The organism is Flavobacterium praedii, from assembly GCF_026810365.1.
Taxonomy (GTDB): domain Bacteria; phylum Bacteroidota; class Bacteroidia; order Flavobacteriales; family Flavobacteriaceae; genus Flavobacterium; species Flavobacterium praedii.
In genome coordinates, this window is record NZ_CP113948.1 from 3,627,501 (window position 1) to 3,652,128 (window position 24,628).

At 32.6% G+C, this 24,628-nt stretch carries 14 protein-coding genes and 1 pseudogene (1 of these 15 running past the window's edge); 10 read left to right on the forward strand and 5 right to left on the reverse strand.

From position 1 onward, the window contains the following. A pseudogene (locus OYT91_RS15385) lies at positions 1–429 on the reverse strand (ISAon1 family transposase) (its annotated part extends 462 nt beyond the left edge of the window); the annotation flags it as partial. Between the two features lie 498 nt (positions 430–927). Here OYT91_RS15385 and OYT91_RS15390 point away from each other — a divergent pair. Beyond that, on the forward strand, positions 928–1,332 hold the full coding sequence (locus OYT91_RS15390) for a T9SS type A sorting domain-containing protein (protein ID WP_269223018.1): 405 nt from the start codon (positions 928–930) through the stop codon (positions 1,330–1,332). A gap of 357 nt (positions 1,333–1,689) precedes the next feature. Here the strand turns inward: OYT91_RS15390 and OYT91_RS15395 are convergent, their stop codons facing one another. From OYT91_RS15395 to OYT91_RS15410, 4 genes are all read right to left on the reverse strand, one after another. Further along, complete coding sequence (locus tag OYT91_RS15395; RefSeq protein WP_281238660.1) at positions 1,690–4,572, reverse strand: alpha-amylase family glycosyl hydrolase; 2,883 nt, start codon at positions 4,570–4,572, stop codon at positions 1,690–1,692. Between the two features lie 319 nt (positions 4,573–4,891). Continuing rightward, on the reverse strand, positions 4,892–5,644 hold the full coding sequence (locus tag OYT91_RS15400) for a SusE domain-containing protein (RefSeq protein ID WP_269224019.1): 753 nt from the start codon (positions 5,642–5,644) through the stop codon (positions 4,892–4,894). A gap of 17 nt (positions 5,645–5,661) precedes the next feature. Next, a complete protein-coding gene (locus OYT91_RS15405) occupies positions 5,662–7,215 on the reverse strand; it encodes a RagB/SusD family nutrient uptake outer membrane protein (RefSeq protein WP_281238661.1) in 1,554 nt (517 codons plus the stop codon). Positions 7,216–7,232: 17 nt separating this feature from the next. Next, positions 7,233–10,295: a SusC/RagA family TonB-linked outer membrane protein gene (locus OYT91_RS15410; RefSeq protein ID WP_281238662.1), complete on the reverse strand. Its 3,063-nt coding sequence runs from the start codon at positions 10,293–10,295 to the stop codon at positions 7,233–7,235. 240 nt (positions 10,296–10,535) lie between these two features. Here OYT91_RS15410 and OYT91_RS15415 point away from each other — a divergent pair, with 240 nt between their 5' ends. The 9 genes from OYT91_RS15415 (at position 10,536) to OYT91_RS15455 (ending at position 24,459) form a co-directional block, all read left to right on the forward strand. Continuing rightward, positions 10,536–11,558 carry a LacI family DNA-binding transcriptional regulator gene (locus OYT91_RS15415; RefSeq protein ID WP_269224016.1) on the forward strand — a complete coding sequence of 341 codons (1,023 nt, stop codon included), beginning with the start codon at positions 10,536–10,538 and terminating at the stop codon, positions 11,556–11,558. An 877-nt stretch (positions 11,559–12,435) separates the two neighbouring features. Continuing rightward, entirely contained in the window at positions 12,436–13,767 is a 1,332-nt protein-coding gene (locus tag OYT91_RS15420; protein ID WP_269224015.1) for an MFS transporter, read from the forward strand. A 13-nt stretch (positions 13,768–13,780) separates the two neighbouring features. Continuing rightward, positions 13,781–14,440 (forward strand): beta-phosphoglucomutase, encoded by a 660-nt coding sequence (pgmB, locus tag OYT91_RS15425; RefSeq protein ID WP_269224014.1) that lies wholly within the window; start codon positions 13,781–13,783, stop codon positions 14,438–14,440. Positions 14,441–14,528: 88 nt separating this feature from the next. Beyond that, entirely contained in the window at positions 14,529–16,823 is a 2,295-nt protein-coding gene (locus OYT91_RS15430; protein ID WP_281238663.1) for a maltose phosphorylase MdxK, read from the forward strand. Between the two features lie 65 nt (positions 16,824–16,888). Next, positions 16,889–18,727 (forward strand): glycoside hydrolase family 13 protein, encoded by a 1,839-nt coding sequence (locus OYT91_RS15435; protein ID WP_281238664.1) that lies wholly within the window; start codon positions 16,889–16,891, stop codon positions 18,725–18,727. Positions 18,728–18,820: 93 nt separating this feature from the next. Continuing rightward, on the forward strand, positions 18,821–19,222 hold the full coding sequence (locus OYT91_RS15440) for a GxxExxY protein (protein WP_269224011.1): 402 nt from the start codon (positions 18,821–18,823) through the stop codon (positions 19,220–19,222). Positions 19,223–19,452: 230 nt separating this feature from the next. Beyond that, complete coding sequence (locus OYT91_RS15445; RefSeq protein ID WP_281238665.1) at positions 19,453–21,846, forward strand: glycoside hydrolase family 31 protein; 2,394 nt, start codon at positions 19,453–19,455, stop codon at positions 21,844–21,846. 1 nt (position 21,847) lies between these two features. Then, the gene (locus OYT91_RS15450) at positions 21,848–23,515 is read left to right on the forward strand and encodes an alpha-amylase family glycosyl hydrolase (RefSeq protein WP_281238666.1); all 1,668 of its coding nucleotides are present in this window, start codon (positions 21,848–21,850) and stop codon (positions 23,513–23,515) included. A 257-nt stretch (positions 23,516–23,772) separates the two neighbouring features. Beyond that, positions 23,773–24,459 (forward strand): glycerophosphodiester phosphodiesterase, encoded by a 687-nt coding sequence (locus tag OYT91_RS15455; RefSeq protein ID WP_281238667.1) that lies wholly within the window; start codon positions 23,773–23,775, stop codon positions 24,457–24,459. The last annotated feature ends 169 nt before the right edge of the window (positions 24,460–24,628 follow it).

Genomic DNA, 24,628 nt, shown 5'->3' on the forward strand with positions numbered 1-24,628 from the left:
TTTCTTGGCTGCTTCTATAGCTTCGTTTTCTTGGTCTATGGCTAGCCATCGGTATTTGATTCTGATTTCTTGTAAAGCTTCCGTAGCTAGCTTTTGAACGTGAAACCGGTCTGTAACACGAGTTGCGTTTGGAAAACATTTCTTAGCAATCAATCCCATATTCCCTGCCATATCCAAGGTTATTTCCGTGACTAGATTTCGTTGTTTGAGAGGGATTTTTTCAATGATTGCAATTACCTCCTCAGCTTTAGTTCCAGCAACCATAGCCACTATAGCTCCTTTTTTACCTTTAGCGGCTTTGTTAGTTAAAATAGTATAGAGCTCGCCATTGGATAAGGAGGTTTCGTCTATTGATAAACGTTTTCCAATATTTTTGGAGAAAAGAAGCCATTTTTTTGCGTGTTTTATTTGATCCCAAATTTTAAAACCGCTTAAAAAATCGGATCAATCCTAAAAGTTGTGGGGAAATATTAATAGAAGATACTTGTGTTTATAATATATACCCCATGCAAGATTCATTTAGTGAACTAATCAAATTATTATTACCCGAAATCATAGTAGAGTAATTACATATTTAAAGTTGTTGTGCACGCGTGAGTTATGGAAGCGAGTTACCGAATAAAGTGATATTCTATAAAATCGTGAAATTAATAATTTTGTTTTCACTTAGATTTTGCAGATTTACGCAGAAAAAGGAGTGCGAAACGTTAAGATTTTGTGATATTTTTTTTTCTTATTTTTTATAAAATAAAAATATATAGTGTGTTCTAAATTACCTTAGAATAGTACTTAATTATCTTAAGTGGTTAGATATCGTTTTCGTAAGGTTAATATAACAACTGTATTGGAAAATGGAGTTGTGTTTTGAACTGAATTATACTGCTACTTTAGCAGTGAAAATAATTACTAATTTAAAACAACAGTATTATGAAAACGATTTTAAAATTAAGTCTAGTAGTATTAGTAGCAATGACTACCATGAATACTTATGCAATTGATGGTGATTTTTTACTAAATGTAAAAAAAGGAACAGGAAAAGAAATTAGTTTTTCGGTAAATGAGATTCAGCAAGCAAATGTAACTATATATGATAAATTGCATAACGAAATTTATTCTGAGGTTGCTACCGGTAAAGCTGGTATTATGAAAACCTATAGTCTTGAGGAATTTCCTGATGGTGTTTATTTTTTGGAAGTGGAAACAAACCTAAAAAAAGTAACACACGAGATTGTGATCTCAAAAGATGTGCCTTCATTATCTAGAAAAGCTATTGCAGAAGTGTATAAAGGTAATCTAAAAATGAAAAATCAAAATGTAGTAACTTTGAATTAATAAAGTCATACGTTAAGAACACTATTTACTTCGAATTTATGAAAAACAGCTCTTATATGGAGCTGTTTTTTGTTTTAGTATATTTCCTTTAAAACCAATAAAAAGGTTGTGAAAACTAATTTGCATGAGGGATGGAAATGGCATCTCCCGATTTAGAAAAACAAGGTTTTTTGCCGTAGTTTTTGTTAATCGGGAATACAATGGACAGCCCGACCTTGTTGCTTGAAAAATGATGTTATTTGCCCAAAATGATCTGCAACAAGGACATGCCCAAATTTAATTTTTTGATTGTAAAAAAAAGCCACCAAAAATAATTTGATGGCTTTTAAAACTATACTAATTCATAATAATAGCTTTTTATTGTTTGACAAACTTCATCACTTTTACTTTATTCTCATCGTTGTATATTTTAACGAAATACATACCACTCTCTAGATTACTAACATTGTATTGATATTCTTTGACTTGACTTTTATCGAAAGTTTTTACTAATTGTCCCGATATTGCATAAATCTGAACTTTAGTAGTTGTAGTATTTAGTATAAAATAATTAGATGCTGGATTAGGGTAAATATAAATATCATTTAATACATCAAAATCAGTTGTAGCCAAAGTAGTTGCTTTGTTTCCGTAGACTCTAAATTCACCGGGTTGCAAAGAAATTGTAGCATTCACGTCGGTTACCGTATAAGGTGTATTATCCATTAGATTATACCATGATCCTGTATATTGAAAACCTGTCGCAACATTTTTTGCAGTTACATCTAGATTAGCAATAATAAGCACATCTTTGAGATCGGTACTTGTTAATGTACTATTCGTGATTTTGATATTTGGAGTAAGGGATGATGTATTCGGAATAGTTGCAACCCCTGAAAACACAGCTTCAGTAGTTTTTAAACTGATCATTCTAGCCCAGTCATAATAGATTTTGTTCCTGTTATTATCAGCAAGCCAGTTGTTTGCCCATTGTGGTTGTGGCTTGGTAGATAATTTACAATCACCTGCAATCGTTGCTGAATTGTCATTTACACTTCCATCTGTACATGTATAAATAGAAGAATTCCATCCCAACTCTCCAAAGTGCCAGATCATTTTTGGTCCAGGAACCAATAAAGAAACTGCTCCAATAGCTGACATTCTAGACAAAGCAACATTTAAAGTTTTTACATTATGAGCTACATTTGTTGCATTACCAAATTGCGAATTTTTGTACATCAAACGTTCTTCATCATGACTTTCTGCATAACCCATTAATCGATTTGCAGTAAACCCACGGCTTTGACTTGTCATTCCAGAAATATTTGCAGTATAACCCATTGATAACTCATTATAATTCGAATTCATGTTTCCCCACATTATTACTCCTTTACTTGGATTTTCTGAAATTCTATAATTTGCCCATTGTTGTTCTTCAGTATTTCCACCTAAATGTTCAAAAATAGTGTAATGTGTTGGGTCTAATAACCATGAATAATCAGTATATTCCTTCAAGATATCTACTCTGTCTTGTTGATAGTTACCTGTACAAGTTTGATCGCTGGCCGTACAATTTTGAGTAAATCCTTTGGTTAAGTCCCAACGGAATCCATCAATTTTATATTCTTCAATCCATTGTTTGATCACACGTTTTACATAGTTTTTGGTATAAGCTGAAGAATGATTAAAATCTTCTCCTACGCTATAGGAATGTTTAGCTACGGTATTAAAATAAGGATTCTCAGTAGTTGGATTTCCGTATCCGTCTCCATCTGGATCATTCATCCACATGCGAATCATTGGATTTCTTCCAAAAGCGTGATTTAAGGCTACATCTAGAATTACTGCAATACCATTTTGATGACATAAGTCAATCAACTCTTTTAATTTTGTAGATGGCCCGTAAAATTTATCCAATGCCATGTGAAATGAAGTATTGTAACCCCAACTTTCGTTGCCTTCAAATTCCATTACAGGCATTAACTCAATGGCATTGATCTTTAAATTTTTAAAATAATCAATACGATCAATTAAGTTTTGATAATTTTTATTGGCATCAAAATCACGAACTAATACTTCATATACTACTAATTTGTCTTTTTCTGGTTTTACAAAGTTTGTAGTTGATGTACTCCACGCATAAGGAGTCTGTCCTGTTTGTAATACCGTAACTTCTTTGTCTTGTCCAGCAGGATATACTGGCATATTAGGATAAGTGGTAGACGGAATATATTGATCATCCAAAGGTGATAACACCAATGTAGAATAAGGATCAGCTGTTTTGACCAATGCAGGTGAGTTAGCAATTGGTGTAGTTTCACCTACCCAATATAAAAAGCTTTCACTTTTTCCTGATGTTAATCCTGTCAATTCCAACCAAAATTTGGTGGAACCAGGAGTAGCATCTTTTTTCATTGCGTATGAATTTCCAGGTTGCCAGTTATTGAAACTCCCTGCTACATATACAAAATCTTTAAGTGGTGCATCAAGTACTAATGTTGCTTTAGTTGCATCTGTTGGATTGTAATTGATTCCATCAACTAAGCCAGCTGGAATTGTTTCAGAAATTGTATTTGGATTTATAACGACAGTAAATTTTTTAGTAATAATTGTTGTCCCTTGAGTTACCTCTAATTCGTAGTTTTGATTGTCTGTGATATTTGTATGAGAAAACGAATAAGTAGAAGTACTAGGATTAGTATTGATGCTAATTCCATTTGATTTTAAATTGTAACTAGCAACTCCATTTGTATTTGTAGCAGCAATAGAAAGATTACTCCCAGAAGTTAAAATGGTTGCACTGTTTTCAGCTGGAGAAGTTAGGTTTACTTGAAAAGCTCCAACTTCAGCAAGAATATCTTGTGATTTTTTATCACCAGTTCCATCTTTGGCTTTAATTAGAAATCCAATTTTTCCAATATTTGTTGTATTATAATAGGTACTTGGTACAAATGTTTTTGTATAAGTATCGTTTCCAGAGTTATAAGTAAATCTACTGGCTTCATCTGAAGTATTCCAAGATCCATTTAGAGGTGTTCCTTTTTGGGTAGTATCATCTAAGTCAAAAGCCCATGCCCATAAATAAAGTGCATTACCTGATACACCCCAAGTACTTTCATTTATACTGCTCCCATTAATGGTAATAGTAATAGATGTTGTTTCTTCAAACGAAGCCGGACTTATAGAATAAGTCGCTGTTTGTTGTTGAGCTGTGCACAACAAAGAAATAAAAAATGGTATTAAAAGTATAAGTTTTTTCATAGTCGTAGAATTTTTTTGAAAATGTGTAATTTCCTAAATCATTTAATTTAAACTAATTTACCTTAAGATTTTAAACGTTAGAATTTGTTATTAATAGAATAAAATGACAATTAGAAAGTTTTAAATGACGCTGTATTGTATTCTTTAAAGTTAAGTTTTATCTAATATTAAATAAGAATGTTTGATTACAAACATTTTACGATATCGTTGTAGTGTTTAAAACTTTATTTTTTTTAAGTATTTTTCCGAATAGTTTATTTTTTTAAATTAAAAAAGGGCTGTCAGTTAAGACAGCCCTTTTTTGGAAATAATTTTAAAATTATTTTTTAACAATACTATATATATTTGCTTTAAAATCTACTGTAATTAAATAATTTCCATCAGCAGCGATTTTCATATTGTCACCATTTTGTTCCATTGAAAAGTCAGCACCTGTGTCACCGCGGTTTACAGTCCAAGCGTCGTCTAGTCTAAATTTATACTCACCAGCTTTTAATGCACCGTCAAAAGTGTATTTTTTGGTAGCTAAATCGTAAGTTAAATTTGTATCAGGATCACCCCATCCATTAGGAGTTGCGCTACCAATAATTCCCCAGTTATCCCAAGCTGGGTAAGGAGTGATTTTCAATTTAACTACATTAGAGTATTGAGGTACGCCACTTACTCCAACGTAAGATTTAATTCTAATTTCAGCATCTGAAGCTGAAAAAGGAGCTAAACCAGTATTTAGAGCAGCATCATTCAATTGAGCAACTGTAAGTGCTACTAAACGATCTGTAGTTTTTGTAATAACATTAATTGCTTTGAAGTCAGTTCCAGCTTTAGCCATTTCTACTTCGTAGTTAATAACTGTCTGAGTACCGTCGTATTTAGTATAATCCCAAACAAGAGTAGTAGCCATATCAGCTGCTTTTAGCTTGTCTAGTATAAAAACTGCACCATCAGCTGGAGCAAGTAATTTAGGAGTTTCAGATGGTGAAATTACTGTTAATTCGTTGTCAGAAGTTGGTACACATGATACGGCTGACATTAAAAGCATCGCTATTGCGCTTAATTTAAATATATTTTTCATTGTTCTTTAGTGTTAAATTAAAAACCTGGGTTTTGAGTTAAGTTTGAATTTGCTTGTAAAGCAGATGTAGGAATTGGATATAATTTATAGGTATCAGGAATAGAAGTACCTCCTTTAGTACCACCTTTCCATGGCCATAAATATGAACCGCCTGTGAATTTACCAAAACGAATCAAATCCGTTCTTCTTTGTCCTTCAAAATTCAATTCTCTTGCTCTTTCGTCGATTAAAAAATTCAAGTTTAATTGTGAAGCAGTTATTGCATCTCCTTTAGACCTAGTGATTATTGCATTAACATAAGTTAATGCTTGTGAAGCATTTCCAGCAGTTGCACCTCTTAATACACATTCTGCATACATTAAATAAGCATCAGCCAATCTAAATAAAGGGAAATCTGTACCCGAGAAGCTTGTAGAAATAGAAGTTCCGCTAAAGTTTGAATTTCTAAATTTAACACTTGGATATCCATCTGTCCATGTTTTATAATTATTCATTTCATAAGAATGACCTGTAGTCCAGAATAATTTTGATCTTACATCATTTGAGCCCAATAAATCACCACCATTAAATAAACCATACCATGCTTTAGTAGCTCTATGACCTCCCCATCCATCTTTTGCTCCAAATAAGTTTGGATCTACTGTATCGTTACTTAAACTTCCGTTTACAATATAAGTAGTATTACCATAACTTTGACTAACTACAGCATCAGCAATTAATGTATAAATAATTTCAGGACTAGTATTGTTATCTCCTGAAAATATGCTTACATAATTCGGCGCTAATGAATATTGGCTATCTGCTAGTACTTTATTTACATAAGTAAGGGCATCATTATATCTTGCAGTTCCAGTATAAACTTCCGCATTAAGATATAGTTTTGCAAGTAACATTTGAACTGCTGCTTTATTTGCTTTACCATACGATTTTGTAGACGTGATAGTTTGTTCTGCTTCCAACAAATCTTTTTCAACAAAATCAAATAATTCTTTTCTTGTTGATTCTTTTTTAGGTGTTGTTGAATTGATATCAGCCTCAGTTACTAGAGGACCTTTTCCAAAGCAATCAATCACATAATAATAAGCTAAACATCTTAGAAAACGTAATTCAGCAATATGATTTTCTTTATCTGGAATTGCAGTCTTAGTTTCTTTTAAGATTTTTATCAAATTATTACTTTGTGGAATTGTGTAATAAGCTCTGTCAAATAAGTATCTAAAGAATTTGTTATTTGGATTCCATCCACTTGTTGTAGTAAGTTGATCCAAACCATCATCTCCCCAACGGTTTTTTACTGCATCTGCAGAAAAATCTTCAAGATTAATGATTCCTCTTAAAAATGCTGCTTCACCAGCATCTTTGGTCACAACATCTGTAGAACCTGGCCCATCAGGCCCTGAAAGTGCAAATGTTCCATAAATTTTAGAAACCATCCCCTCAACAGCTTGCGGGTCTTTTGCTAACAATTTATCTAATGTTAGTTCTACTTTTGGCTCAGTATTCAAATCATCAACGCATGAAGCGAAAAAGACAAGCATAACGGCTGCTCCTATAATTTTAAATTTGTTCATTTTTCTTTTTTTTTGTATTAAAAATCTAGATTCATACCGAAACTAAATACTCTTGGTCTAGGATAGAAATTATTGTCAATTGCATTGAAATTTTCTGGATCGGTTCCAGTATAATCAGATACAAGAAATAAGTTATTTACAGATGTATATAATCTTAAAGAAGCACCTTTTATAGCATTATCCATTTTAAAACCAATTGTTACATTTTGACAACGTAGGAAACTCGCATCTTCTAAGTAATAATCTGAGAAAGGAACGTTACCATTAATAGTTGTAAATACATATTCTGTATCTAACATATTTGTTAATGCATTTGAATTTACAGGTAAAGAATGGTCAATAAAACCAGATTGTAATTTTCTAGCATTGTAAACTTTACCGCCTATTTGACCATTGAATGTAGTAGATAGATCAAATTGTTTATAGGAAGCCGTTAGACCAAAACCATATGTCCAATTTGGTCTCAATGCTACATAATGACGATCTAAGTCTGTAATTTGACCATCTCCGTTTTTATCAACAAAAGCATTTTCAATAGGTTTTAAATTTGAATCGTAAATTTGTTCAAAAACCCAAGCAGAATAAGGTTGCTCACCCACAGTATTGTATGCGATTTTTTGTCCTGTTCCTACTGGGATACCAGAATTATTATCAACATTTGTAGTTCTATTGTTTAAGTCTGTAATTTTACCAAGGTTAAAAGCCATATTACCATTAACAGATAAATTGAAATCTTGACTATTAATAACTTTAACATTTAAACTAGCTTCCATACCTTTGTTTTCCATTTTACCTACATTTGAAACAAATTCATTAGTTAAAGCTTGACCAGGAGCAGCAGATACCATAGATAGTAAATCTGTTGTAAAACGTTTATAAGCATCAAAACTACCTGTTACAATTCCATTTGTAAATAAACTAAAATCTATACCTACGTTGTAAGTAGCTGTTTGTTCCCATGTTAAATCTGGATTATAAGGTAATGCATAATAGCCGTTTACACCCGGAATATAGGTACTTGAAGCACTTGTTGGTGCAAAAAGAGGAATGTATGGATACGAATTAGATACACCAGAAATGTCTTGTTGTCCAGTAATACCATATCCTAATCTTAGTTTTAAATCGTTAAATGTGCTTGACTCTTTTAAGAAAGATTCATCTTTCATTTTCCAAGCAAAACCTACAGCAGGAAAATAACCCCATCTTTTACTTTCTTCAAATAGTGAAGAACCATCTGCTCTTAAAGTAAATGTAAATAGATATTTATTTAATAAATCAACATTTGCTCTTCCAAAAAATGATTGTAAGTTTCTTTCGTTGTAGTATCTGTTATTACCATTTGATGGGTTTGGAGTTTCTTCTCTTAAACCAGTGTCAGTATTGTATCTATAAATCTCTTTATTACCGTCAACTTTAAAGTTTTGATAGTTATATCCTGCTTGAGCATCAAATTTAGTTACAAAGCCAGTCAAGTCTTTGGTATACTGTAAATAAGCATCAAAAGTTTGATTGTTTATTGTTTGGTTCTCACCATAATTTTTACCTGGGTTGAATACATATGTAGGAGGATTTGTTCCTGCAGAGTTGTTTAACTGATAAGTTGATAATGAATTATTAGAGTAAAACTCTTCAATTTTAGACTTTGAAGATTCTATACCAAAATTTGTTACAGCTCTTAACTCTTCTAAAAAAGGCATTTTATAATCCAATTGAATATTTGCTAAAACTTTTTGTACTTCTTCTGGACGAGTTCTTTGATTCAAAAGAGCTAATGGATTGTATTGACCATTTATAGAATTATTCGCATTTAAAGATTGATAATAACCGCCAAATATATTTTTTGATGAGTTGTCATAAACTGGTTTAGTAGGATCCATTCCTAATGCTCCACCAATTACACCACCCTCGTCAATTGCATTTTTCTTAGAAGAAATTCCTTTAGCATTAATGTCAATTTTCAAATGATTATCAAGTAATACTGGTGTAAATTTAACAGAAGCTGTATATCTGTCTAAATCATTAGTTCTTACAACACCCTCACTTTTTGTGTATCCAACTGAAGCTCTAAAAGGAACTTTTCCAAATAAGTTAGCTCTGGCACTAAATGAGTTGTCAGTTGAGAATGATTCTCTGTAAATTAAATCTTGCCAGTTAGTGTCTGATAGAATTCTACCTTCAATTTGAGGTGTAGTTAAATCATCTACTTTTCCAGAACCATCACTTACACCTAAAAGATTTGTGTATCCTGGGTGGTATTTCTGAATAAAAGAAGCAAATTCTTTACCGCTTAACATGTCAACTGGATTATTAACCGTACCAACAGAAATGTTAGATGAAAAATTAAATTGAGGTTTTCCAGAAGACCCTTTTTTAGTTGTAATAATTATAACACCATTTGATGCTCTAGAACCATAGATAGCTGTTGCTGATGCATCCTTTAAAATTGTAAAGGAATCGATATCATTTGGATTTATTAAAGTTAATGGATTGGCAACTCCTGCAGGATTTACATTATCCAATGGTACACCATCTACTATTATTAAAGGACTATTACTGCCTGATAATGAGGCGCCACCTCGAATTCTAATATTAGGGTTAGAATCTGGTTGACCACCATCAGAAGTAATTCTTACTCCTGGGGCTCTACCTACTAATAATTGATCAGCTGATGCAATTGGTCCTTTGTTGAAATCTTTAGTAGATAAGACCGTTACAGCTCCAGTAGCATCTTTTTTCTTAACAGAACCGTATCCCACTTGTACTACAACTTCTTTCAATTGATTAGAATCTTCTTGAAGTTTAATAATTAAGGAGGTTTGGTTTCCAACTATAACTGTCCTATTGGAATAACCCATATAGGAGATGTTAAGTACATCCGATGGCTTAACATTGGATAATTGAAATTTACCGTCAAAACCTGTTGAAGTACCTGATGCACTTCCTTCTATTCTTACATTTACTCCCGGAATGGGTTGGCCTGACGCATTATCAACCACCGTTCCTTCAACTTTGTTCTGGGCTATTGCGCAAAACGGAAGTAGGAGTAATAAAAATAACAACTTTCTATAAATTGTTTTCATACTTTTTGTTTAAATTAATTGTTTTTTTGGTTAAGTTTTGTTTAAGTTTTTTTACTTCGAATTTCAAAATTAAGAATTAATTAACACGCTCGACATGACAAAAATCAAACACGGTTACGAAAACGTGATAGTGTTGAAAACTTTGCTTTTTATATTTTTTTTTATGCGAATATTTACAATAAATAAAAAATTATGTTATCTTTATTAAGAATTGAATAGATAGTATTAAGTAAACCCCCTATGAAGAAGAAAATTACACTTAAGCAAATCGCTAAAGAACTAGATGTTTCTATTTCCACAGTTTCTAAATCTCTAAGGAATAGCCCCGAAATCGGTGAAGAAACAAGGTTGAAAGTTCAAGCTTTTGCTAAATTTTATCATTATAAGCCAAATAATATAGCACTAAGCCTTAAGAATCGGAAAACCAAAACAATAGGGATTATCATTCCGGAAATTGTTCATCATTTTTTCTCTACAGTAATTAATGGTATTGAACAAGTTGCCAATGAAAAAGGGTATAGTGTCGTAATATGTTTGTCTGACGATTCATTTGATAAAGAAGTTTTAAACATGGAACTTTTGGCCAATGGAAGTATAGATGGTTTTATTATGTCTTTGTCTAAAGAAACACAATATAAAGGAGATTTTCATCATATCACTGAGGTCATAAGTCAAGGAATGCCCGTAGTAATGTTTGACCGTATTACTAATGAAGTTTTATGTGATAAAGTGATTATTGATGATAAACAAGCTGCTTATGAAGCGGTTCAATCATTAATAGACAAAGGTAGACGTAAAATTGCCTTGGTTACTACTGTGGATTATGTAAGTGTTGGTAAATTAAGAACGGACGGGTACATCAAAGCATTGTTGGATAATAATATCCCTTTTGATGAGCATTTGATTATTAAAATTGAAGACATAGATACTTGTGAAATTATTATTGGTAAATTATTAGAGGATGAAGCCATTGATGCTGTTTTTGCTGTAAATGAGATTTTTGCAGTAACCTGTATCAAAACGGCAAATAAAATTGGATTGAATGTACCAACAGACCTAGCAGTAATAGCATTTACCGATGGTATGATATCAAAATATTCTACTCCAACAATAACAACTGTTAGTCAAAGTGGACTTAAAATGGGTAATAGAGCTGCCAAAATAATAATAGACAGATTGGAAGCAGATGACGATTCTGAAGAAGTGAATTACATAACAGAAGTAATTGAAACATATTTGGTAGAAAGAGAGTCTACAGATTAAAGTTTAAAGCCTATTTTTATTAGACATATAAGTAAAGCGGAACTTTTTATAGAAATATAGTTCTTGGATTGTTTTAAAGGATTCTTAGGTATTTTTTGTCAGTGATTTAAAATTAATTGAAAGGTTGTGAAATCTATTTAGATAAATATAATTTCTAATATTAGATTTAGGTCTATGGGAAAGGCTTTTTTTGTAAATCAGAAAGTTTAACAGATATTAACTTAAAATTTTTTTTAGTTTTTTTAAAAATGAAAATCGAATGGAATAATATTCATTCGATTTTTTTATGCTGTATTGTCAATTCCGAAATTAATTGCAATTAAAACTCGTATTTTATTCAATACTATAACCTTGTAGTTGCGAAAAATGATTTTTTTTGAATTTAATTCAATTAAATCTGAAAAGAATTTTATACATTTACTCCACGTTTATAGCTTCTCTTTTACTTCGAAAAATAAGATGAGTTTTTTTAAAGCGAAGATTTTGTAGAATATTTTTTAATCTCTACGGTAAAAATCTTAAAAGAAAATCATAAATAGTTTAATGATTTAATGAATTTTTAAAAATGGTATAGTATTGGTTTTAAAGATTATCACCTTGAAAATAGGTTGAGTTTCTTCAATTTTATTCCTTAATTTCAATCAGAACACACTATTGTAGAATTAATTTAGTGCTTAAAAATGAATTTTCAATAAATTCATATTTAAGTTATTGAATGCTATATCTAAAAATAAGCGTGTTTTTTGAACACGAAAATAAGTTATGTGAATGAATTATAGGATTTGAAATTCAAATTTTGTGAAATAGTGATGTTACAAAATCAATAACTATAAGGTAGACATTGTGTTTGCCTATATAAATAAGTAAATTTTTAATTATGGAAAAACCGAAATTAAGTTTTTGGCAAATATGGAATTTAAGTTTTGGGTTCTTAGGAGTTCAGATTGGTTATTCTTTACAAAATGGGAATACAAGTAGAATTTTAGAAGCATTAGGCGCTGATGTGCATAGTATAGGCTATTTTTGGTTAGCAGCCCCTTTAGCAGGGTTAGTAGTTCAACCAATTATTGGTCTATCAAGTGATAAAACATGGACAAAATTAGGGAGACGTATTCCGTTTATATTTTTTGGAGCAATAGTATCTGCTTTAGCAATGTTTTTTATGCCTAATGCAGAATATTTTACCTTTTTATTACCGCCCTTGGTTTTTGGTGCAGTAATGTTGTTATTAATGGACACTTCCTTCAATGTAACTATGCAACCTTTTAGAGCATTAGTAGGGGATATGGTAAATGATGAACAGCGGAATTTAGGCTATTCTCTTCAAAGTGCGTTGATTAATTTTGGTGCTGTTTTTGGATCATTATTGCCTTGGATTCTTGTTAAAATAGGGATGTCAAATGTTCCTGCAGCTGGAGAGAAAGTAGCCGAATCTGTTATTTGGTCTTTTTATATTGGGGGAGGAATATTATTGGCAACTGTACTTTGGACCGTTTTTAGAACCAAAGAATATGCGCCAAAGGAGCATGCTGAGTATAATAAAATTGACCTAAATGCCCCTGAAAATAAGGAAAAGACAAGTATTTTTAAATTAATAGGAAATGCTCCAAAAATCTTTTGGCAACTAGGAATTGTTCAATTTTTCTCATGGTTTGCATTGTTTTTAATGTGGGTTTACACAACAAGAGCTATTGCTGATCAAGTTTGGGGACATGGAGAGGCATTAGATGCAAAGTCAATTGGTTTTAATGAAGCTGGAGATTGGACTGGTGTAATGTTTGCTTTCTATAGTGGAGTGGCGGCTTTATTTTCATTATTTATCCCTTCAATTGCAAAATCTATTGGAAGGAAAAAAACATATAGTTTTTCACTAGTATTAGGAGGTATAGGATTGATTTCTATGTTTTTTGTTGAAGATAAAAATATTTTGTTACTTTCTATATCTGGAGTAGGTCTTGCATGGGCTGCAATTTTGGCGATGCCTTATGCAATGTTATCAGGATCTTTACCGGCAGATAAAATGGGTGTATATATGGGGCTTTTTAATGCAACAATCACAATACCTCAAATAGCTGCTGGAGTTTTAGGTAGTACTTTGATAGCTCTTTTTGGAGGTAATCCAATGGCGATAATCGTAATTGCAGGAGCATCAATGTTAATTGCCGGTACAGCAGTATTTTTTGTAAAAGAAAAAGTAAAAACGAATTAATAAGAAGAGTATAATGGAAAAGAAAAAAGGATTTATTTTTGATTTGGATGGTGTGATTGTAGACACTGCCAAATACCATTTTTTAGCATGGAAAAAAATAGCCAATGGACTAGGAATTGACTTCACTTTAGAACATAATGAATTGTTAAAAGGAGTGAGTCGAGTTCGTTCTTTAGACATAATTTTAGAATTAGGAAATGTCAAAGCGTCACAAGAAGATAAAAACAAATGGTTAGTTCAGAAAAATGAAGATTATCTTTCGTATCTCGTGGATATGAATGAGACTGAGATTTTGCCAGGAGTAATGAAAGTTTTAAAGTTTTTAAAAGCTAATAATCAGCCAATTGCATTGGGTTCTGCAAGTAAAAATGCTAAGCCAATCCTTGAAAAAACAGGTACCTTGTCTTATTTTGATGTTATTGTTGACGGTAATGATGTTGCCAATGCAAAACCAGATCCAGAAGTTTTTCTTCAAGCAGCACGATTATTGAATGTAGCTAATGAAGATGCAATTGTTTTTGAGGATTCTGTTGCAGGTATACAAGCTGCCAATATTGCAAAAATGTTAAGCATCGGTATTGGGGAAGAAGAAACGCTTCATGAAGCAGAATATATTTTTAAAGATTTTACGCAAATAAGTTCCACTTTTTTGGAATTATTAATAAACAATTAAAACAAAAAGATAAGGTTAAAAGAGGAATGAAGCAAATAGGTGTTTTATTCTTAGACTTCAAACCCTACCCCTTAAATTGAAAATAAAAATGAATCAAGATTATATTAAACCAGACAATTGGTCTATCATTGAAGAAGGATTTGATAGAGAGAGTGTAAAATCATCAGAAAGTCTTTTTAGCATTGGTAATGGAGCTATGGGACAAAGAGCAAATTTTGAAGAAAATTATACAGGTGAAACGTTTCAAGGTAGTTACATCGCAGGAATTTATTATCCTGACAAAACTAAAGTAGGATGGTGGAAAAATGGATACCCAAAATATTTCGCCAAAGTATTAAATGCTCCAAATTGGATAGGTATCAATATCGAAATAAACGGAGAGGATTTTGATCTAAATACGTGTACTGAAGTTAAAGATTTTCGTCGTGAATTGAATATGAAAGAGGGGTGGTACCATCGTTCTTTTCAAGCTACTTTAAAAAATGGAACTGAAATAGCTGTTGATATTCGTCGTTTTTTATCTTTGAACTTAGATGAAGTAGGAGTTATTAATTATGAAATTACACCTTTAAATAAAGATGCTAAAATTATATACAAGCCTTACATTGATGCAGGGGTAACAAATGAAGATGCCAACTGGGAAGAAAAATTTTGGGAACCTTTGGATGTGAAAAAGTCTGGAAATGAAGCTTATGTAACGGCACAAACTTTTAAAACACATTTTAAAGTTACTACTTTTATGCAAAACACAATTTTTGCTAAAGGGGAAAAACAAAATCTATCACCAACTTCTGTTGATACAATTTCCGATAAGATTTTATTTTATTATGATGTTATTGTTGCTAAAGGAGAAAAATCAGCTATCCAAAAAATTGGAGGCTATACCGTTTCTTTAAATCATTCAGATACGATTTCCGCAGCAGAGAATGTTGTACAGGCAGCTTTAGCTAAAGGATATGATCAGTTATTGCAAGATCAAATTGATGCTTGGTCAAAAATTTGGGAAATGTCAGATATTACCATTGATGGTGATGTTAAAGCACAACAGGGAATCCGATTTAATATTTTTCAATTGAATCAAACTTATTTAGGTAAAGATTCACGTTTGAATATTGGACCAAAAGGTTTCACTGGAGAGAAATATGGTGGATCAACATATTGGGACACTGAAGCATATTGTATACCATTTTATATGGCAACAAAAGACCAACAAGTGGCCCGTAATTTATTGACCTACCGTTACAATCAATTGGATAAAGCCATTGAAAATGCCGAGCAAAATTTAGGTTTCAAAGATGGTGCAGCCTTGTATCCAATGGTAACGATGAATGGTGAAGAATGCCATAACGAATGGGAAATCACACATGAGGAAATTCATAGAAATGGAGCAATAGCATTTGCTATTTATAATTATTATCGTTTTACTGGTGATTACAGTTATATTCCAGAAAAAGGATTAGAAGTTTTAATCGGAATTGCTCGTTTTTGGCATCAAAGAGCTTCTTTTTCTAAAAACAAAAATCAATATATGATTTTGGGTGTAACAGGTCCAAATGAATATGAAAATAACATTAATAATAATTTCTATACCAATTATATTGCAAAATGGTGTATTGATTATGCATATGAGCAAATTCAAAAAGTTTCTTTAGAATATCCTTCAGACCATAAACGTATTATGGAAAAAGTAAAACTTTCTGATACAGAATTGAAGGAATGGAATAAAGTTGCTGGAAATATGTATTTTCCAAGATCTGAAGAAATGGGTATTTATTTGCAACAAGATGGTTTCTTAGACAAAGATTTAGTTCCAGTAAAAGATTTGGACCGTTCACAAAGACCAATCAATCAAAAATGGTCTTGGGATCGTGTTTTACGTTCTCCATATATCAAACAAGCTGACGTTTTGCAATGTTTTTACTTCTTTGAAGAACATTTTTCTAAAGAAGAATTGGAGCGAAATTTCGACTTCTACGAGTCATTCACAGTACACGAAAGTTCTCTTTCTCCCTGTGTTCACTCTATTCAAGCGGCATTGTTAGACAAAATGGATATGGCTTATGCTTTTTATTTAAGAACATCACGTTTGGATTTGGATGATTATAATAAAGAAGTAGAAGAAGGGTGTCATATTACTTCTATGGCAGGAACTTGGATGAGTATCGTTGAAGGATTTGGAGGAATGAGAGTAAAAAATGATGCACTTCATTTTTCACCAAAAATCCCTAAAGAATGGGGAGGTTATTCGTTTAAAATCAACTTTAGAAACCAGATCTTAAAAATTGCGGTAGATCACAATGAAACAAAACTATCCTTAGAGGGATCAAAAGAGCTCACTGTTTATGTAAACGGGGTTCCAGTTTTAGTTCAACCAAACAACTAGTATTAAATCTAATAATAAACCCTTTCTTAGTTTTACTTCGAAAGGGTTTTTAAATTTAAGACAAAATGAAAAAGTTTCTTTTTTTATTATTTTTCATTTCTACTTCTGTTTTTTCTCAAATTAACAGAATAGAACCTCCATTTTGGTATGCAGGAATGAAGAATCCAGAGTTACAAATTATGTTTTATGGAAAAAATATTTCTGAAAATGAAGTATCCGTATCAAATGGTATTGTTATAAAAGAAGTTAAAAAAACGGAAAATCCAAATTACCTTTTCGTTACTATTGACACAAAAGATGTTACGGCACAAGATTTTGTTTTTTCATTTTCGAAAGATAAAAAGGTTGTATTCACAAAAAAATATAGTTTAAAACAAAGAAGAGTAAATTCTGCAGACAGAAAGAGTTATGATGCATCCGATTTGATTTACCTTGTAATGTCAGATCGTTTTGCCAATGGTAACCCTAAAAACGACAGTGATAAATCAGTTTATGAAAAAGGGAATAGAGCACTTCCAGGGGGCAGACATGGAGGCGATATTGCGGGGATGATTCAGCATTTGGATTATATTAAAGAATTAGGAGCAACAGCACTTTGGCCTACACCACTTTGTGAAGATAATGATAAAGCCTATTCTTATCATACTTATGGTCAATCGGATGTTTATAAAATAGATCCACGATTTGGAACCAATGATGAGTATGTACAACTTTCGGCCGAATTGCACAAACGCGACATGAAACTTATCATGGATTATGTAACCAATCATTGGGGAGCTGAACATTGGATGATGAATGATTTACCTACCTATGAATGGATACATCAATTCCCAGGTTATGCGCAAACAAATTACAGAATGACCACTCAGTTTGATAACAATGCGTCTCAAATTGATGCTAAAATGTGTATGGATGGATGGTTTGTAAAATCGATGCCCGATCTGAATCAATCGAATCCATTGGTGAATACTTATTTGAAACAAAACGCAATTTGGTGGATTGAATATGCTAATTTGGACGGTTTTCGTGTAGATACTTATTCGTATTGCGACAAAAAAGGTATAGCCGAATGGACCAAAGCAATTACTGATGAATATCCTAATTTTAATATCGTTGGTGAAGTTTGGATGCATGCCCAAGCCCAAATGGCGTATTGGCAAAAAGATAGTAAAATTGCTGCTATCGAAAATTATAATTCGTATTTGCCATCTGTTATGGACTTTACATTAACAGAGACTTTAGGAAAAGTATTCAATGAAGACAATGGTAAGTGGAATGAGGGTATGATTAATGTTTACGAAAATTTCACCAACGATTTTTTATATCCAAATATCAATAGCATTATGACTTTTGTGGAGAATCATGATACAAATCGTTTCAATGAGATTTATAAAAATGATTTTTCAAAATATAAAATGGCCATGACTTTGTTGGCAACAGTTCGAGGAATTCCTCAAATCTATTATGGTTCAGAGATTGGAATGGCTGGTAACAAAGATAAAGAGGGGGATGCTGCTATCCGACAAGATTTTCCAGGCGGTTGGGAAGGTGATAAGAATAATGCTTTCGCTAAAGCAGGAAGAACTCCCGAACAACAGAAGTATTTTGATTTTTCATCTCAATTATTTACTTGGAGAAAATCAAATGATGTGGTACATTTTGGAAAAATGAAACATTATATACCAGAAAACAACGTGTATGTGTATTTCAGATATACAGACTCCAAATCGGTTATGGTGGTCATCAATAATAATAAAGATTCTAAAACTTTTCCAACGAATCGTTTTCAAGAAAGTATTTTAAATTATAAAACAGGAAACGACGTGCTTTCTGGGAAAACTATTGATTTGAAAAATGACATTACTATCGAAGGAAAATCGGTTCTACTTTTGGAATTGAAGTGAAAAAATAAAAAATTTAAACCATTAAGGAATTAAGTTTATTAAGAAAAATTGTAAATTGATAAACTTAATTTTTAATGATTTAATAAAAATAAAATGACCAAAAAAGAAGTGACTCAATTGTCTTATGAAATTACTGGGTATGCAATAAAAGTGCATAAAGAACTAGGACCAGGATTATTGGAAAGTGTTTATGAAAAATGCTTGAAATATGAGTTAGAAACTAATGGTTATTCAGTAAGACAGCAATTATCTGTTCCTATTCAATATTATGATTTAGAAATTGATGCAGATTTAAGACTAGACTTGATGGTAAATGACACAATAATTGTAGAGTTGAAAGCAGTTGAAGCAATTTTACCAATTCACGAGGCGCAATTACTAACTTATATGAAGTTATTAGAGATTCCTCAAGGTTTATTAATCAATTTTTACACTTTAAATATTTCTAAATCATTAAAACCGTTTGTTAACGAATTTTTCGCCAGGCTAGATTAAAAATCAGCTATTGAATTTCAAAATAATTGAATAAACCTTTAAGTCATTAAGTTTAATTAAGAAAAACTTTGCCCTTTTATGTATCAAATTATAAACAAAGCTTAATAAACTTAATGCCTTAATGGTCCAAAAAATAAAATAGGTTTAAAAAAATTTACCATGATTAGTCATCAAATTACAAGCAAAGCTTAATAATCTTAATGTCTTAATGGTTCAAAAAAAAAACAGTCATGAAAAAAATAATTCTATTTCTTTTAATTTCAAGTATTTCATTTGCACAAAATGCAAACAGAAAATTCGAAAGTTATAAAGTAGTCAAAAACACCTTGGAAATTAAAACTTCCGATGGAGTTTATTATATCAAACCTTATTCGGATAAAATAATTGAAACCACTTTTTTGCCAACTGGAGAAAACTTAATTTCCAATTCGCATGCAGTTATTTTAACTCCTGAAAAAGTAGCTTTTAAAATAAAGCAAACTCAAAACGAATTAGTATTTTCCACTAATGGGATTTCGGTTTCTATTGTAAAAAGTCCTTTTCAAATTTCGTATTTGTATAAAAACAAGGAATTAATTTCGGAGAAAAACGGATATGTGCAACGGGAGAAAGCTACCATTAGCAAAGAACAGCCAAAAGAAACATTAGAGTTTAATTTGGATGCTTCCGAAGCCTTATATGGAGCTGGAGCACGAGCCTTGGGAATGAATCGTCGTGGAAACCGTTTGGAACTATACAACCAAGCCGATTATGGATATGGAACGCATTCGAAAAAAATGAATTTCTCGATTCCGTTAGTACTATCTTCCAAAATTTATGCCGTTCATTTTGATAACGGAGCCATTGGTTGGTTGGATTTGGACAGTAAAAAAGATAATACATTGGTTTATGAAACCATTTCAGGAAGAAAAACATATCAAGTAATTGCTGGTAATTCTTGGGCTGATTTGACTTCGAATTATACTTCATTGACTGGTAAACAACCGCTTGTTCCTCGTTGGGCTTTGGGAAATTTCTCCAGTCGATTTGGATACCATTCTCAAGACGAAGTCGCCAAAACAATTGACAAATACATCAAAGACGAAATACCTGTAGATGCCATAATTCTGGATTTGTATTGGTTTGGAAAAACCGTTCAAGGTACAATGGGTAACCTAGATTGGGACAAAGACAATTTCTCTGATCCTAAGAAAATGATAACCGATTTGAACAGCAAAGGAGTTAAAACCATTCTGATCACGGAGCCTTTTATACTTACCACTTCAAGCAAATGGCAAGAAGCAGTGGATAAAAAAGTATTAGCTACAGATCAAGCAGGAAATCCGTTTAAATATGATTTTTATTTTGGAAATACAGGACTAGTAGATGTTTTTAAACCCGAAGGTAAAACCTGGTTTTGGAATATTTACAAAAACTTAATCAACCAAGGAGTTGGTGGATGGTGGGGCGATTTGGGTGAACCAGAAGTATTCCCTTCCGCCACATTTACAGCCCAAGGACCTGCCGATGAAGTGCATAATATTTATGGTCATAATTGGGCCAAAATGATTCGTGATGGTTACAAAACTGATTTTCCAACGGTACGCCCATTTATTCTAATGCGTGCTGGATATTCAGGATCTCAAAACTACGGAATGATTCCGTGGTCTGGTGATGTGAGCCGTTCTTGGGAAGGATTACAATCTCAACCCGAAATTGCATTGCAAATGGGAATGCAGGGAATGGCCTATATGCACTCCGATTTAGGGGGTTTTGCAGGCGATTATTTTGATAACGAATTGTATGTGCGTTGGCTGCAGTATGGAGTTTTTCAACCTGTTTATCGTCCGCATGCACAGGAAGATGTGCCTTCGGAGCCTGTTTATAAAGACATCGTGACTAAAGCTAAAGTAAAAAAACAAATCGAGTTGCGCTATCAAATGTTGCCATACAACTATACTTTGGCATTTGAAAACAACAACAAAGGTTTACCATTAATGCGTCCCTTATTTTTTGAAGAACCAACCAACGAAAAGTTGTTGAATTCTTGTGATTCGTATTTGTGGGGGAATGATTTTCTGGTGACTCCAATTACAAAAGCGGGCGTTACAAGTACATCGATTTATTTTCCAAAAAATAGTAATTGGTATGATTTTTATACTGGAGCAAAACAAGAGGCAGGAACAACAGCAAACATAGCTGTTTCGGCAGACAATATTCCAGTTTTTGTGCGTGGTGGCGCTTTTATTCCGATGATAAAAACGATTCAGAATACAACAAAATATTCTTTGGCTAATTTTGATTTGCATTTTTATTACGACGAAAAAGCAACTTCAAGTACTGGAAAATTATACAATGACGATGGTGTTACTCCAAATGATTTTGAAAAAGGAGCTTATGAAATACTCGATTTTTCGAGTAATTCAACCAATAAATTGATTACGGTTAAAATTAATACGGTTACAGGTAAATCTTTTATAAGCGAAGATAAAAACATTACTTTTTTAGTTCATAATATCGCAGGAAAACCAAGTAAAGTGACTGTAAACGGTGTAAATGTAGATTTTAAAACAAATGGAAACAATCTTGAAATTCCAGTTGTATTGAAAAAAGGATTGGATAACGAAATTAAAATACAATTATAAAATGAAAAGTAGAAATATAGTATTAGCCCTATTTTTATTAGCAGTAACCACTTTTGTTAGTGCTCAAGATAAAAAAGAATCAAAAACAAAAACAGAAAAAACGCCTTTTGTATGGGAAGGCGCCAACTTGTATTTTTTGATGACCGATCGTTTTGCTAATGGCGATAAATCGAATGATTTAAATTATAACAGAACCAAAACTACTGGAAAATTAAGAGGTTTTGAAGGTGGAGACATCAAAGGGATCACTCAAAAAGTAGATGAAGGTTATTTTACCAAATTAGGAATCAATGTGATTTGGTTTACGCCTGTTGTCGAACAAATCCACGATGGTGTTGATGAAGGAACTGGATTGAGTTATGGATTTCACGGCTATTGGGCAAGAGATTGGACGGCATTGGATAAAAACTTTGGAACCAAAAAAGACTTGGCTGAATTGGTGAAAAAAGCACATGCCAAAGGAATCCGAATTATGCTTGACGGTGTAATCAACCATACGGGACCAGTTACAGAAATAGATACGGTTTGGCCAGAAGGCTGGGTTCGTACAGAGCCTAAATGCCAATACAGCAATTTCGAAAATACAACCGCTTGTACATTGGTGGCGAATTTGCCTGATGTAAAAACGGAAAGCAAAGTAGAAGTACCTTTACCTCCTTTTTTGATCGAAAAATGGAAAGCTGAAGGAAGATATGAAAAAGAAGTGGCTTCATTGGATGCATTTTTCAAAAGAACGGGCTACCCAAGAACTCCAAAATATTACATCATAAAATGGCTAACAGATTATATCACAGAGTTCGGAATTGACGGTTATAGAGCCGATACTGTAAAACATACAGATGAAAGTGTTTGGGCAGATTTTAAAACACAATGCGACTATTCTTTTGCAGATTGGAAAAAAAACAATCCAACCAAAGTGTTAGACAACAATCCATTTTACACCATTGCCGAAGTCTACAATTACAACATCAGCAACGGACAGCTATTTGATTTTGGAGACAAAAAAGTAAATTATTACGAGAATGGTTTTACGGGAATGATCAATTTTGAATTCAAAAGTGATGCTCAAAAAGACTATGCTTTTATGTTTCAAAAATATTCGGATTTGTTGAATAATCAATTGAAAGGTTTTAGTGTTTTGAATTATTTATCATCGCATGATGATGGAGGTCCTTTTGATGCCAAGAGAGAAAAAAGCATCGAAAGTGGTACTAAATTACTTTTGACTCCAGGAATTGCACAAGTGTATTACGGAGATGAATCTGCACGTTCATTGGTGATTGAAGGAACTCAAGGTGATGCCACATTGCGTTCGCTTATGAATTGGGATGCTGTAAAAACCGATGCAAAGACTCAAAAAGTGCTTTTGCATTGGCAAAAATTAGGTCAATTTAGAAAAAATCATCCTGCAGTGGGAGCTGGTGTGAATGTAGCCATTTCGGCAAAACCGTATGTGTGTTCCAGAACTTTTACAAGAGGGAATTACACAGATACCGTTGTAATAGGCTTGGATTTAGCCAAAGGAAAAAAAGAAATTCCTGTAGGTACTGCATTCAAAGATGGAGCCAAAATAAAAGATGCCTATTCCGGCAAAATGGCAACTGTTTTGAATGGTAAAGTTACCGTTGACAGTGAGTTTGATATCGTTTTGTTGGAATTAAAGAAATAATTTTTGAAGCAGAAAGATTAGGCTTCTTTGGAAATATCGTCCCGCTTTCCGTTACAATCTTTTGTGCCGAACACCGGCACAAAAGGATTTTCACTTCAATCGGGGCTCAAGGGAAAGATTTTGCTTTTTTGCCTTCATACTAACAGGATTTAAAAACCTTTTAAGACTCATTAAAATAGCGTCAATTTGCATAAGTAATTGACTTTTGAATAGAAACGCCTTCAACAATGAAGGCGTTTTTTTATATTTGTATAACTATGAACAAAATACTCAAAATAGGACATCGCGGAGCCAAAGGATATGAACCCGAAAATACCTTGGTTTCTTTTGAAAAAGCACTACAAATGGGAGCAGACGGAATCGAACTGGATGTGCATCTAAGCGTAGACGGTCATTTGATAGTGATTCACGATGAAACTGTAGACAGAACAACCAACGGTAAAGGTGTTGTGAACCAATTGACATTACAAGAATTAAAGGCATTTCGAATCAACGATACCTATGAAATTCCAACATTAGAGGAAGTTCTGGATTTGGTCAATCAAAGGTGTTTTGTCAATATTGAATTGAAAAATCAAGATACAGCCGAGAAAGTGGTTCAAATAATAGAGCATTATATTTCTGTCAAAAATTGGAATCACGCTCATTTTTTAGTATCTAGTTTTGATTGGAATGCGTTGCAACAAGTTCGATTTTTAAACGATGGAATTCGGATTGGAGTTCTAACCGAAACCGATTTGGACGTAGCCATTTCTTTTGCCCGGTTCATGAAAGCTGCAGCCTTGCATCCCGATTTTCAATTATTGACCAATGAATATACCACTAAAATTCAAGAGAAAGGAATTCTGGTTTTCCCTTGGACAGTAAATGAAACGGATGATATTCAAAAAATGAAATCGTTCAAAGTAAATGGCATAATTACCGATTTTTTGGATATGGTTTAATGAATTAAACTGAAATAGGTAGTAGAAAATTATTTCACGGAGATTCGCGAAGAAGTCTCTAAGATTCGCAAAGAAAATACTTGTTTTTCAAATTTCAAAAAGACTTCGTGGATCTTTGGGTTTTCTCTGTGTAGCTTTGCGAAACAAACCATTATTGCACATAAATCTG